Annotated in this window: 15 protein-coding genes; 12 read left to right on the top strand and 3 right to left on the bottom strand. The window is 35.5% G+C overall.

Annotated elements, in window-relative coordinates; all coding sequences use genetic code 11:
• Nucleotides 1-3 precede the first annotated feature (3 nt).
• The 8 genes from panD (at nt 4) to COO03_RS10895 (ending at nt 7,552) form a co-directional block, all read left to right on the top strand.
• Nucleotides 4-387: an aspartate 1-decarboxylase gene (gene panD, locus COO03_RS10930; RefSeq protein WP_097897211.1), complete on the top strand. Its 384-nt coding sequence runs from the start codon at nt 4-6 to the stop codon at nt 385-387.
• A 196-nt stretch (nt 388-583) separates the two neighbouring features.
• Nucleotides 584-3,376 (top strand): ATP-dependent DNA helicase DinG, encoded by a 2,793-nt coding sequence (dinG, locus tag COO03_RS10925; RefSeq protein ID WP_097897210.1) that lies wholly within the window; start codon nt 584-586, stop codon nt 3,374-3,376.
• 247 nt (nt 3,377-3,623) lie between these two features.
• A complete protein-coding gene (locus COO03_RS10920) occupies nt 3,624-3,794 on the top strand; it encodes a YpmA family protein (protein WP_000412180.1) in 171 nt (56 codons plus the stop codon).
• 7 nt (nt 3,795-3,801) lie between these two features.
• On the top strand, nt 3,802-4,308 hold the full coding sequence (locus tag COO03_RS10915; RefSeq protein ID WP_097897209.1) for a cell wall elongation regulator TseB-like domain-containing protein: 507 nt from the start codon (nt 3,802-3,804) through the stop codon (nt 4,306-4,308).
• Nucleotides 4,309-4,326: 18 nt separating this feature from the next.
• Complete coding sequence (gene aspB, locus COO03_RS10910) at nt 4,327-5,514, top strand: aspartate transaminase AspB (RefSeq protein WP_097897208.1); 1,188 nt, start codon at nt 4,327-4,329, stop codon at nt 5,512-5,514.
• Between the two features lie 144 nt (nt 5,515-5,658).
• A complete protein-coding gene (gene dnaD / locus COO03_RS10905; protein ID WP_097897207.1) occupies nt 5,659-6,366 on the top strand; it encodes a DNA replication protein DnaD in 708 nt (235 codons plus the stop codon).
• Nucleotides 6,367-6,381: 15 nt separating this feature from the next.
• Nucleotides 6,382-7,029, top strand: a complete 648-nt coding sequence (gene nth / locus COO03_RS10900) for an endonuclease III (protein ID WP_097897206.1) — start codon at nt 6,382-6,384, stop codon at nt 7,027-7,029.
• 4 nt (nt 7,030-7,033) lie between these two features.
• Nucleotides 7,034-7,552: a YpoC family protein gene (locus COO03_RS10895; RefSeq protein ID WP_097897205.1), complete on the top strand. Its 519-nt coding sequence runs from the start codon at nt 7,034-7,036 to the stop codon at nt 7,550-7,552.
• A 23-nt stretch (nt 7,553-7,575) separates the two neighbouring features.
• On the opposite strand, the gene COO03_RS10890 is transcribed toward COO03_RS10895, so the two are convergent.
• Both COO03_RS10890 and recU read right to left on the bottom strand, forming a co-directional pair.
• A complete protein-coding gene (locus COO03_RS10890) occupies nt 7,576-10,002 on the bottom strand; it encodes a penicillin-binding protein 1A (protein ID WP_097897204.1) in 2,427 nt (808 codons plus the stop codon).
• A 65-nt stretch (nt 10,003-10,067) separates the two neighbouring features.
• Entirely contained in the window at nt 10,068-10,670 is a 603-nt protein-coding gene (gene recU, locus COO03_RS10885; RefSeq protein WP_097897203.1) for a Holliday junction resolvase RecU, read from the bottom strand.
• Nucleotides 10,671-10,773: 103 nt separating this feature from the next.
• Here recU and COO03_RS10880 point away from each other — a divergent pair, with 103 nt between their 5' ends.
• From COO03_RS10880 to COO03_RS10870, 3 genes are all read left to right on the top strand, one after another.
• The gene (locus COO03_RS10880; RefSeq protein WP_097897202.1) at nt 10,774-11,799 is read left to right on the top strand and encodes a DUF2515 domain-containing protein; all 1,026 of its coding nucleotides are present in this window, start codon (nt 10,774-10,776) and stop codon (nt 11,797-11,799) included.
• A gap of 687 nt (nt 11,800-12,486) precedes the next feature.
• A complete protein-coding gene (locus COO03_RS10875; protein ID WP_097897201.1) occupies nt 12,487-12,729 on the top strand; it encodes a hypothetical protein in 243 nt (80 codons plus the stop codon).
• A gap of 15 nt (nt 12,730-12,744) precedes the next feature.
• Entirely contained in the window at nt 12,745-13,089 is a 345-nt protein-coding gene (locus COO03_RS10870) for a YppE family protein (protein ID WP_097897200.1), read from the top strand.
• A gap of 23 nt (nt 13,090-13,112) precedes the next feature.
• Here the strand turns inward: COO03_RS10870 and COO03_RS10865 are convergent, their stop codons facing one another.
• On the bottom strand, nt 13,113-13,307 hold the full coding sequence (locus COO03_RS10865; RefSeq protein WP_097897199.1) for a YppF family protein: 195 nt from the start codon (nt 13,305-13,307) through the stop codon (nt 13,113-13,115).
• A gap of 177 nt (nt 13,308-13,484) precedes the next feature.
• Here COO03_RS10865 and COO03_RS10860 point away from each other — a divergent pair, with 177 nt between their 5' ends.
• Nucleotides 13,485-13,985 carry a YppG family protein gene (locus COO03_RS10860; RefSeq protein WP_097897198.1) on the top strand — a complete coding sequence of 167 codons (501 nt, stop codon included), beginning with the start codon at nt 13,485-13,487 and terminating at the stop codon, nt 13,983-13,985.
• Nucleotides 13,986-14,068: the final 83 nt, after the last annotated feature.

The raw sequence follows: 14,068 nt of genomic DNA, 5'->3' as shown, positions 1-14,068 counted from the left end.
TCTATGTTTCGTACAATGATGAGAGCAAAGTTACATCGTGCAACGGTAACAGAAGCGAATTTAAATTATGTAGGTAGTATTACTATAGACGAAGATTTAATGGATGCTGTAGAAATTGTAGAAAATGAAAAGGTACAAATTGTAAATAATAATAATGGAGCCCGCTTAGAGACGTATGTGATTAAAGGAGAGCGCGGAAGCGGTGTTGTTTGTTTAAATGGGGCTGCTGCAAGGCTTGTGCAACCAGGAGATAAAGTTATTATTATTTGTTACGGATTAGTTGCAGCAGAAGAGGTAAATAAGCAAGTACCAAAAATTGCAGTGTTAGACGATCATAATCAAATTATTGAAATGCTAGGCGCTGAAAAAGCAGGAACAATATTATAAGCAGAAAGGCTATCTCTATAAGGGATAGCCTTTTTTATTTGTAGAGGTGGTCCAAAGTAAATGAATGAAAAAATATAATACATGAAACAAAATCAGTTCATTTTGTGTATCTGTTCATTAAGATGAGATAAAACGTGGTATAGTAACAATATATGAATTTTTGTTGTTTGAAAGGTAAGAAATTGAGGTGTTACATATGAGCAAGCGTTATGTCGTCGTTGATTTAGAGACGACAGGGAACTCCTGGAAAGATGGGAAGGACAAAATTACCCAAATTGCAGCCGTTGTAGTGGAAGATGGAGAAATATTAGAGATCTTTTCATCTTTTGTTAACCCGAAGAGAGAGATTCCCCCATTTATTACAGAACTAACAGGGATTGATGAAAATCTCGTAAAACAAGCCCCGCTATTTCGTGATGTAGCCCCGATGATTGTTGAGCTATTAGAAGGTGCATCTTTTGTAGCACATAATGTTCACTTTGATTGGAACTTTTTAACGGAGGAATTAAAGCAGGCTGGATATACAGAAATATATTGTCCTAAAATTGATACGGTTGAATTGGCGCAGATTTTATTGCCGACAGCTGATAGTTATAAATTGCGAGATTTAGCTAAAAAACATGAATTTGAGCATAATCAACCACATCGTGCAGATAGTGATGCACTTGTAACAGCAGAATTATTTTTACAATTTCTCACTCAAATTGAAAAATTACCGCTTGTTACTTTACAATCTTTATACGAATTAAGTGATGTATTTCAAAGTGATATTGCTCGTATTATTTCGGAAAATATTTTAAAGAAAATGACGGATGGGACAGAGGAAACAAAAGAGTATGAAATTTACCGAAATATTGCACTTCGAAAACGGAACTATTCATTACACTTAGGTGAAAATAACTCGTCTAAATTCAGTTCTTTTTTACATAAGTCAATGGAACAGCTTGAATTAAAGATGCCTAACTTTGAAAAAAGAGAAAGCCAACAGCAAATGATGAAAGAAATATATGCTGCATTAAGAGATTCTCGCTTTTCACTAATAGAGGCAGGAACGGGTACAGGGAAGACGCTAGCATATCTTCTTCCAAGTATTTATTTTGCAAAGAAAAAAGAAGAGTCTGTAATTGTAAGTACACAAACAGTACAGCTGCAGCAACAAATATTAGAAAAGGAAATTCCACTGTTGCAAAGCGTCTTACCATTTCCGTTTGAGGTTGCTCTTTTAAAAGGAAGAAGGCATTATCTTTGTTTGCATAAATTTGAGTATTCCTTGCAAGAGGAAGAGAAGAACTACGACGTTGCACTTACAAAAGCGAAAATTTTAGTTTGGTTATTACAAACAGAAACTGGTGATCGTGACGAACTAAATATTCCAGAGGGTGGAAAGCTATTTTGGAATCGTGTTTGCAGTGATATATATAGTCCTGGCGGAGTAAAAAGCAGCTGGTTTAGTCGTTGTTTTTATCAACGTGCAAAAAATAAAGCATTATTTGCAGATATTGTAATTACAAATCATGCATTGCTGCTGCAAGATTTTGTTAGTGAAGAGCCACTTTTTTCATCTTGTAACTATATCATTTTTGATGAAGCTCATCATATCGAAGAAGTCGCTAGTAGAACGCTTGGAGAACAGTTTTCATGTATGTATTTTCAGTTCATTTTATCGCGCCTTGGTACGCTAGAAACCGATGATGTATTATCAAAGGTGTATAAAATGATGAAAAAATCAGAGCAAGTATCGCGCTCCACTTTTCGTATGATTAGTCATAGGCTCAAGGAAATCAAATTTGATGCCGATGAGTTATTCCAAATGTTACGTGCTTTCATATTTAAACAAACAAGGCAAGAACAAGGGTCAAGCAATATGCCTCTTATTTATCGGTATAATACGGAACAAGAGCAGGGGAAACTCTGGAATAGTATTACTGAATTAACAAATCGATTTATATATGAATTAAGAAAATTACTAGCCTTACTGGAGAAGCAAGCTGATATATTACAAAGTACATTAGAATGGGAAATGCATGTTATTACAGGCGAGTTTATGCATCTTATAGAGTTATTAAGAAAGATGGTTCATTCATTACAGGTGCTCATATTAGAAAAAAACTCATATGTGACATGGATGGAGACAGAAACGAAAGGTACCATTCATTCCACAGTATTATATGCACAACCTATTCATATAGGAGAAAGATTTGCTGATGAATTTTTAACAAGAAAGCGAAGCGTTATTTTTACGTCAGCAACGTTAACTGTGAATCATACATTTGACTATATAAAAGAAGAATTAGGGTTACATGATTTTGCGCCAAATACACTAACGGTTTCATCTCCATTTCATTATGAAGAGCAAGTAAAGTTAATGGTTCCAACGGATGTCCCGCTTATTAAGGAAGTTCGGGAAGAAGAATATATTAGTGAAATATCAAAACAAATTATGAAAATCGCTAAAGCAACAAGAGGAAAAATGCTTGTACTATTTACTTCTTATGAAATGTTGAAAGAAACGTATGTAAATTTAAAAAATGAAGATGAATTAGAAGAATACGTAATACTGACGCAAAGTGTAAATAATCGAAGTCGTAGTCGTTTAGTTCGGAAATTTCAAGAGTTTGACAAGGCCATTTTGTTAGGAACAAGTAGTTTTTGGGAAGGAATTGATATTCCTGGAGATGCCTTAAGCCACCTTGTCATTGTTCGTTTGCCATTTACACCGCCTCATCAACCAATGATGGAGGCAAAAAGTGAATGGATGAGGAATAAAGGGGAAGATGTATTTACAAAACTAGCGCTTCCGCAAGCTATTCTTCGCTTTAAACAAGGTTTTGGTCGATTAATACGAACAACCACAGATACAGGAACGGTGTTTGTATTAGATCGTCGACTAACAACTTCTTTTTATGGGAAGAAATTTTTGCAATCCATTCCGAATGTCCCGCTTTATGAAGAAACACTAGACCAATTATTGAAGCGACTAGAGGAATAACAAATTACAGGAAAAATACGCCTGAAGTAAATTGTGCTTCAGGCGTAAAATGTGGGTAGGAGGAATTTTATTTTTTCTTACTTCTTGTATACAAATTACGTTGCTTTTCGATTTGAAACCTTTTTTTGCTGTACATGTCCTGCTATAATAGATGGGTGATGAAGCAGGGGTTGTAAAGAATGTACTCTTATTGTAACCGCATTGCGTTCTTCTATAATTAGAAATTTTGTGTAACGGAGGAGTTTTCATGGAGAAGAAAATCGAAGTGCTATCAACGACGCGTATTAAATATTCGTCTGACCTATATAAAATTGTTGATAGTTTGAATCGTACATTAAAGGAACAGGACCTCATGTTCGGACTGGCACTAGACGAGAACGAAAAAGAAACAGCAGTATTTACGATATACAGAACGTAGTGATACAATGAAAAAATGGATCTTTGCCATCATTATCGTTATTGTTGCCATTGGATTATATGGGGTGCATGTTTATAATGCAACAATGGAAAAGAAAATTCCGAAAGAATCAAAAGCTGTAGAAATTGCAAAAGAAAAAGCAAAGCTTACAAAGGTTAAATCCGTTGATTATTATAACGGGAAATCTTCATATACAGTCGTACAAGGTGTAGATGAAAAAGGAGAACAAATCATTGCTTGGGTACCTGAGAAAAAAGGAGATGTTCTCGTAAAGAAACAGAGCGAAGGGATTTCTGAGAAGCAAGCTGTACAAAAAATGGCTGAACAGTTGAAAGAAGAAAATAAAGAACATAAGCCAAAACCGCCGAAAGAAATCTTAAAAGTAAAATTAGGTGCCGAAAATGATGATCCAGTGTGGGAAATTACATATATTGATCAGGAAGGTCGTTATAGTTACTACTATCTTGCATTTAAAGATGGACAGTTTTTACAACGATATAGCATTGAAAAATAGATGTAGGGGGAACTAAAAATGAAATTAGCAAAGCGAGTAGCTGCTTTAACACCGTCTTCAACTTTAGAAATTACAGCAAAGGCACAAGCATTAAAAGCTGAAGGCCATGATGTAATTGGATTAGGGGCAGGGGAACCTGACTTTAATACGCCGGAGCATATTATGGATGCTGCACATAAAGCGATGTTAGAAGGACATACGAAATACACACCAACTGGTGGGTTAAATGCGTTAAAACAAGAAATTGTGAAGAAATTTACGCGTGATCAAGGATTAGCGTATGATCCAACTGAAATTATTGTATGTAATGGTGCGAAACATGCGCTTTATACATTATTCCAAGTGTTACTTGACGAAGGAGATGAAGTTATCATCCCAACTCCTTATTGGGTAAGTTATCCTGAGCAAGTAAAGCTCGCTGGTGGTAAGCCAGTTTATGTAGAAGGTTTAGAAGACAATCAGTACAAAATTACACCAGAGCAGCTGCGTGAGGCAATTACAGAGAAAACAAAAGCTGTTATTATTAATTCACCGAGCAATCCAACAGGAATGATTTACAGCAAAGAAGAATTAAGTCAGCTTGGGGAAGTATGTTTAGAACACGATATTTTAATTGTTTCTGATGAAATTTATGAGAAATTAGTTTATGGTGGAGTAGAATATACTTCAATTGCTCAGCTTTCTAATGCATTAAAAGAACAAACTCTTATTATTAATGGTGTATCGAAATCACATTCTATGACAGGGTGGCGCATTGGATATGCAGCAGGAAATAAGCAGCTTATTAAAGCGATGACAAACTTAGCGAGTCATAGTACGTCAAACCCTACTTCAATTGCTCAATACGGTGCAATTGCTGCATATGCGGGCCCGCAAGAGCCTGTAGAAATGATGCGTCAAGCATTTGAAGAACGATTAAACATTATTTATGATAAATTAATTCAAATTCCTGGTTTCACTTGTATCAAACCGCAAGGCGCATTTTACTTATTCCCAAATGTAAAAGAAGCTGTAGCATTAGCTGGATACGAAACAGTTGATGAATGGGCAAAAGCCTTGTTAGAAGAAGAAAAAGTAGCTCTTGTTCCAGGAACAGGATTTGGCGCGCCAAACAATGTTCGTTTATCATATGCAACATCTCTTGAACAATTAGAGAAAGCGTTGGAACGAATGAATACGTTTATGAAAAGTAAAGTACAGGCTTAACAAGTATTTCTTGCATTTGTAGGTCAAATAGGTTACTTTAAACAAATGAAAAGGACCTCCCTATATATAGGGAGGTTTTTTGACGAATTGTGGCAAAAAGAAATTGTAACAGGTGTGTTATACTAGAGAGCGAGGTGTTTGGTGATGAAGAAAAAAATGATGTTACAGTGGTTTGAACAGGGCAGCATCGCAATTCCTAAATTGCTTATGATGCACTATAAAAAATTAGGTTTAAATGAAACAGAATTTATGGTTGTACTTCATGTGCATACGTTTTTAGAATCGGGTAATTCTTTTCCAACTCCTTCAGAGATTGCAGAGCGAATGACAATTACAGAAATGAAATGTATGGAAGTAATCCAAACATTAATCCAAAAAGGATTTTTAGCATTAGAAGGTGGACAAAGATCCGAAGCGATGATGTGTGAGAGTTATTCTTTGCAACCGCTTTGGGAAAAAATATTGCACTTTTTAATGAATGAAACAATAGAAGAAGAACAAAAAGAACAAAAACAGCTTCAAGTAAATTTATATACAATTTTTGAACATGAATTTGGGAGACCATTATCGCCTTTTGAATGCGAAACATTAGCGATGTGGCAGGATCAAGATCAACATCATCCAAATTTAATTCAAGCAGCTCTTCGAGAAGCAGTAATGAGCGGGAAACTTAATTTTCGATATATTGATCGGATTTTGTTTGAATGGAAAAAGAACGGAATTAGGACGGTTGATCAAGCGCAAGATCAAGGGCGGAAATTTAGAGCAAATCAACAACGGACGCAGCAAATATCGAGACAAGAGACCAAATATACAGGGAAAGTACCTTTTTATAATTGGCTGGAGCAGTAATGTAGGAGGAAATATATGTTAAATAAAAACCAAATTCGTTATTGTTTAGATACAATGGCAGATATGTATCCAGAAGCACATTGTGAATTAAATCATGATAATCCATTTGAACTTGTGATTGCGGTGGCATTATCTGCACAATGTACAGATGTACTTGTAAATAAAGTTACGAAAAATTTATTTCAAAAATATAAGACGCCTGAAGATTATTTAAATGTTTCTTTAGAAGAATTACAGCAAGATATTCGTTCAATCGGATTGTACAGAAATAAAGCAAAAAATATTCAGAAGTTATGCAGGATGCTACTTAATGATTATAATGGTAAGGTTCCGGAGGATCGTGATGAATTAACGAAATTACCAGGAGTTGGTAGAAAAACGGCGAATGTAGTTGTTTCAGTAGCATTTGGGATTCCTGCTATTGCCGTTGATACACATGTGGAGAGAGTAAGTAAACGCTTGGCGATTTGTAGGTGGAAAGATTCAGTTCTGGAAGTAGAAAAAACATTGATGAAGAAAGTACCTATGGAAGAGTGGGGAGTTACACATCACCGTATGATTTTCTTTGGACGTTATCATTGTAAGGCGCAGCGCCCGCAATGTGAAGAGTGCCCGTTACTAGAAGTATGTCGCGAAGGAAAAAAGCGAATGAAGGGAAAGTAAAAAGATGAAACAAGTGGTACAAATACCGGATGAGTTCCGGTGTATTCCCTTTTTTGAGGGGGATATAGACAAGATTATCTATCATACAGATGCATCTTTTGTGCAATTGATAGAAAGCCATTATTTCTTATTTGATATAGAAGAACAGTACAAACCATGGAATGAGATAGAAATGAGTATTCCAGCTGTGTTAGATATATGGAAAGAAAAAAAAGAGGATATATCTATATCTTTTCGGAATCGAAAACGAAAAGAAGCAAGGGAGCCGATGATTCACTTCGCAGCTCATTTATTATCAATTTTATATTGGCTAAATGGACAACCAGTGTCGGGATTGAAAGATATGAAGAGCAAGATTGAAGAGCTACAGATAAAACCAATTAACTTTATGGAACGTTATTCATTTATTATAGAGCAACCAAATCATTATCATTCCTATATTCAACTGGCACAGTTGTATGTAGAAATAGAAAAGTTGTGTGTAAAAAAAATAATACAAAAAAAGAAGTCACTATCTCATTAGAGAAAGGTGACTTCTTTTTTTTATTATGGTGTTGGATTAACGGGCTCTGGTGGATGAACGTCTCCACCTGTTGGTTGATCTGGTTTTTGTTTATTAGCGTCATCTTCAGCTTTTTTCTTAGCCTCGTCTTCAGCTTTCTTCTTGGCATCTGCATTTTCGCCAGGAACAGTAAAGGATACGCCAGCGGCATTACTTGTACCAGTACCTTTTTTCGCTACTACAGAGAAGGTGTAAGTCACACCTGGTTTTACACCGCTAAGTGTAGCAGTTGTACCACTCACGGATAGGCTGCCACTAGAACCGTCGTTTGCTTTATAGCTTGCAGAATAAGCATCAACATCTGTTGAAGGACCAGACCAGCTTAATGTAATCGCATTAGATGCTGCATCATAAGATGGCGTTACACCAGTTGGTGGATCTACTTTGATCTGCTTAACAGCATCCTTTTTTGCACCTTTCACATAAAGTTCATCATTTATACGTTCTACAGAAGAAGGTTGTTCAAAACGAGTTTTATCTGTAGCATATTTACTCATCATTGCTTTAAACATTTGCTGTGCAATTTTTGTTGAGCGATCGCCTATATAATTTTCTTTACTATCTTTTTCGTAACCTGTCCAAACGGCCATTGTATATTGCGGTGTATATCCTGCAAACCAACTATCTCGGTTTGCATCTGCTGGAATACCGTATTTTTGGATAACCGATTTATCATAGTTTTGAGTTCCGGTCTTACCAGCAAGATCGACGCCTGGAACATATGCTGCCGAGCCGGTACCACCAGATCCTGGTTTTACAACATCGCGAAGGACATCTGTAATCATGTATGCTGTGTAATCTTGCATTACTCGTTTTTCTTTTGGTTTAAAGCTTTTCTTTTTGCCATCAGGGAAGACAACTTCTTTTACGAAATGAGGTTTATTGTAAACGCCATCGTTCCCAAATGCCGCATAGGCACCAGCTACCTGTAATGGAGAACTTTCGTTACTACCAATTGCCGTTGATTCATATGGGCCATCTTTGAATGTCATACCAAGTTTTTCGGCAAATTCTTTTGATTTATTTAATCCGACTGTTTGAGCAGTTTTTAAAGCAGGAATGTTTAAAGATTTTTTCAATGCTTCACGCATAGAAACATCCCCTTTGTAACTGCTTGTCGCATTTCGAATTTTTGTACCGTCTGAGTATGTATATTCTGAGTCGTTTAATTGATGATAAGTGGACCACTGTAGATTTTCAATCGCTGGACCGTAGTCAAAAATAGGTTTCATTGTGGAACCTACTTGGCGCTCTAAATCAATCGCCATATTATGTCCCTTAAATGTTGATTTACTTTCTTTACGCCCAGCACCAACTGCGCGAACTTCCCCAGAGGTTGTATCCATAAATACGAAAGAACCTTGGAATTGATCATTTGGGTATTTAATAATGTCCCCATCCATTATCTCTTCAGCGTAGTCTTGTGCTTTCCTATCAAGCGTTGTGTAAATTTGTAATCCATCAGATCCAATATTTACATCAGGCTCTTCTTTTTCGATTTCTTTTACAACTGCATCTAAAAAGGCAGGGTAAGGCATTTCAGTAACTTCTTTAGATGGAAGAAGTCCTTCTGTTACTGGGATAGCCATTGCCTCATCCATTTGTTGTTTTGTAATGAAATTATGACGATTCATTAATGTTAATACAACGTTACGACGTTTAGTTGCACGTTCTACATTTTCTTTTTTTGTTGGATCATAAATATTTGGTCCTTGTGGTAATCCCGCAAGCATTGCCGCTTCATGTAACTTTAAATCTTTTAAGTCTTTTCCATAATAGTTTTGCGCTGCAGTTGCGACACCATAAGAACGATTACCTAGGTTAATCTTGTTTAAGTACATTTCTAAAATTTCATGTTTGGAGTATTGTTGCTCTAATTTATAAGCTAAATACCATTCTTGTACTTTTCGTTTTGATGTTTTTTCCATCGTTAGAAAATAGTTTTTGATTACCTGCTGTGTAATTGTACTACCACCTTGTGATCCAAATCCGCCTGTGATGTTTTCCATAATCGCTTTTCCTGTACGTTTAATGTCGATTCCATTATGTTCATAAAAGCGAGCGTCTTCAGTGGCGAGGAATGCATTTTCTACTACTTTTGGAACTTGATCGTAAGTGATATTCGTTCGTTTTTCGGCACCATATTCATAAAAGAAATTGCCATCTTTATCATAAAATTTAGTAGATAACGGATTGACAAGTTTCGCTTTATCTAGCTTTGGAGCATCTTTTACCATGACGAAGAAAGCAGAAACCCCTGCCACAAGGCCAACAATGCCAAGAAGTAGGCAACCTATTAAAAATTTTTTAAAAAAGGAACCTTTTTTCTTGGGCTTCTCCTTTTTATTTGTTTCTTTCGTTTGATGTTTTGCATGTTTTCGTTCTGTACGAGAACGATACTTTTCTGACATTATACTTTCTCCTACCTTTCATTTTCTCCCCAAAAGTCGAAAAAAGAGCCTTATTGTTGACTCTATCATGAAAAATAAACCGTGTCTAGTACACGAATGTAATCAATTCGAGGGTGATAACCGCATGATAACAAGGATCCGTGCTCTTCGATTTCTTGTTTTGTAATCGATTTACGTCCACCATTATCTTGACGATTCCAAAATGAAATAACGTGTTTTGCATCGAGTAAATAAAATTCATCATAAAGTGTAAATTTAATAATAACAAATGCAATTCCATTATGAGCAATTACACGTTTCATATGCTCAATTTGATGATGATGGAAATTTTGTAGCGGGAAACTTGTTTTATTTTTTGTTTCTTTCGCTTCAAAATCAATGTATTTCCCCTTATATACACCGTTGTAATCTGTCGTAGAAGGCTGTTTAAAATAAGCTTCTTTTACAACTGCAGCGCTTCGAGCGGGGTAATCTACTTTTACAATTTGAAGAGGGGTCGGTTTTTTATGTACACATGCAATATTATGACTTAAATAATATTGATTTGTTTCATTTAATTCCTCTTCAAGAGACATACCTCTGTTACTGTAAGTATGTTTTTTCATTTGACTTTTTTGAGGCTGTAACGCTTGGTTATACCTTTTTCCGTTTGGATAACGAATGGTCATATTTTGTCCACTCCAACTTACTTAGGATCACTTACAAAGGTGATTATATCAAAAAAAGCAAAGGAAATGTGACTTTTTTCAGGAGAGATGAGGCGATTTGCTAATGTTTGTGTGGAATGAGTACGAGAAAATACAAAACGAACGTAGGGGTATTTCTTGTACAAAAGAGGAGAAGCATTTAATCATGTATATTAAGGAACAAATGACTCTAGCGAATATAGATAATATCTCACGTACACATGCCTATCAAGAATATTACTTGAGAAATAAAGAAATTCGGTGGTCTTTTTTAGCCAGTATGGTTTCGAGAAATTCTGGGTGGAATATGACAGATTTAGAAGGGAAGTATTATCCGAACGTTTTATCTGAAGAGAGGAGAAAACAATTATTTCTCACATATGAAAGTGCGAATTGGCTTATTTTTTCAGATGCATATCCGCAATTGTTATTGTACGAACATAGTAAAGAGGGCGGTGCAACGCTTTTTCATTTATTACAGTTTTTTGAAATATCTATTTTTATGGAGAAAGAATGGAAACGCTTTTGGGTAGAAAGAGATATGAATCGACTTATGACGGCACTAATTATTAATGAACAAAATAAAATTCAAAAACCAGTTATTGAGAATTCATATTTTCAAAAACGTGTATTTGATACAGCACTCTTTAAATTTCAAGAATGGTTTCATTTTAATACGGTGATTTTTCCGACGGTGGAAGGGAATTTATATGGCTTCTCAGTTTATGAATTTGAAAAGTTACAAAAGCGTATCGAGCTTGGAAAGAACCTAGCATGGTTATTGTTTCATCCTGACTATGAAGAGTTATTTGATGATTTTGCCTTACATACTGTTCACACAGGTTCAAGGATGGATTATGAGCAATATTTTAAAGTTTCAAAAGAACAAGACACACCTCAGCTTAGAGATGTCTTTTCAATTGTGCCGCATCAAAAAAAGATTGAAACAGATTGGTTCCATTCAGGAATGGATGTAGAGACTTTATTTTTGCATAAGGAGCCAAAGGAAGAAACTGATATAACGGTTTGGTTTAGAGATAAACAAAAGCAAGTGCATCTTTTTTCTACATTAAATGGCTTTTTTAAAAGGTTAGATGACTTCATGATATAATAAGAAAAAGTCCCGCACTTTTACAAGGATGCGGGACTACTCGATTGGTTACGTTTATACATGTTTCATGAAAATGTATCATCTCAGTGGAATGTGAAAAGAAGGAAGTTATCCGAAGTGGATAACTTTTCTAACGCATGAAAGCCTCCCTTTATGTAGCAGGGAAGTTTGGCCCATCTAGCTTTGGATTTCCAGTCTCAGGTTTATTTTGTTGTTTGTTTTGCTTTTTCTTCTTTTCATCTTTATTTTTAGCCATGGTAACACCTCCCTTTTGTATTGTTACCATTTCTATAAAACACATACAAACCGATTTCTTCCGCTATTTTCGGAAAATAATTCCCTAACTATAAAGTGAAACTTTAATCAGTGTGGGGGGGTTCTTCATCCCCCACTGATTATCAGCCCTCACCAATCGGGGTTTTACGGGCAGTTTATCTCCCACCTACCTTCTTTGCTTTCACCGAATTTTGAGGTGGGAGTCTTACTGCCCGCAAATAGCGGGATAAAAATTGAGTAGAGATAAGGAAGATGAATAAGGGGAACAAATTGTTGGTGAAATCCTCATCATTGGTGGAAGTTTCACTTTATTTGCCGAATCTCAACTAGTTTTGTCAGTCATGCAGGAGTGAAAAGTGAACTGTCGAAATTACATGACAAAGGGAAAGCAAAGAAGGAGGCGTTTTATAAATGGCGATGGTTCAGAAGGAAAATGTAATGAAGAAAATGGATCAAATGTTAAGTGCTCTTGATTTGCTGGAAATGAATGTTTCTCTTAGGGTTAATCATGCTATAAAGGATAGACGTGAAGATATATGTAATAAGGCAGAAATAACAGAAATGCATATTCAACATATGGAAGATAAATTATTGCATCATGAAGAAAAAGGAAGTTGGCTTCAAACGTTTCAAAACGTCGTAGTAGGTGCATAGTAAGGTGGGAATAGAGTGAAGTATCAAGCGTTAATGCAATCTTCAAAAAAGTTAATGGATTATAATGATGAAACGATTGTAAAAAAAAGAGAAGATAAAGAGTTTGATTTTTATATGGATATGAAGCCTTTTGTAGATATGGTTGATCGAGAGTTAGAGGGTTGGAAAGAATTAGCCTATCAATGGATAAAACAAGAAAAGCCTAAATATATACATTTACAGCAAATTGATCAAGTGTATGATAATTTACAAAATAATGCTTTGCAGTGTTTTGTAAATAAGGGAAAAGGGAAACGATTTTATGAAACGCATCAGGCGATTTTATATACGTTGCAAAATGTTGTGGAGTTATGTAAGTGACAAGAGGGGAAACCCTCTTGTTTTTATGATTCTGCAATTGTATGTGTGGGTTTCGTTGCCCCACTTGTTTCTAATTCACGTATCAATACTCGATATTCTGATATACATATTTTTCCTTCGAGATAACAATGTCTTGCGAAGTCGAGTAACTCATTCATATCTTCTGTACAATACCCCTTTTTTTGAGAAAAAGCCTGTTTTAAATCCCCTAATACCATGTTGATTCCTCCCCTATGAGAATCTTCTTCTTCATTATCATATCATGAAAGGGCTTACTTTCTTATTTTTTTAAAAATTTAAACTTCCGACAAAAACAGACATTTATATAGGTACACATTTTATTTTATAGGTACATATTCTATAGGTAGAAACTTAGGTAAAGGGGGAGAGAATGCATGTTTCAACAATCTAATGCATATCAGCAATCGAATTCATATACAAATCCAAATGTTTATCAATATAATGAGGATACATATTTACGCTACAATATGTATCCTTTCGCGCCTTATTATGGAAATCAAAATTATTATCAGCCATTTGAAGTGTCCTTCATGAACCAGCAACAGCAGCCGTATATGAACCAGCAACAGCAGCCATATATGAATCAGCAACAGCAGCCATATATGAATCAGCAATATTATGTACCGCCGCAACCACAACCGTATATGAATCAGCCATCTATGTTTTATCCACCGAAACAGCCGTTTCAACCATATCCAACAATGAATAAACAAAAGCAACAACCAAGTCAGTTTTCTAGTTTTGTATCTCAATTTAAAACCGCGGATGGAAACTATGATGTGAATAAAATGATGAATACAGCAGGACAAATGATGAATGCGATGAATCAAGTTACAGGGATTGTAAAACAAGTTGGAGGATTTTTCGCAAAATAATGATAGCTATGTGGCCAAGTTAGTAGATTGAAATGACTAACAATATAGACAAATTTCCATTAAATAAATAGGTGTATATAACA

The organism is Bacillus sp. AFS098217 (assembly GCF_002551815.1).
In the GTDB taxonomy this organism is placed as follows: Bacteria; Bacillota; Bacilli; order Bacillales; family Bacillaceae_G; genus Bacillus_A.
This window is presented reverse-complemented; position numbering and strand designations above follow the sequence as displayed.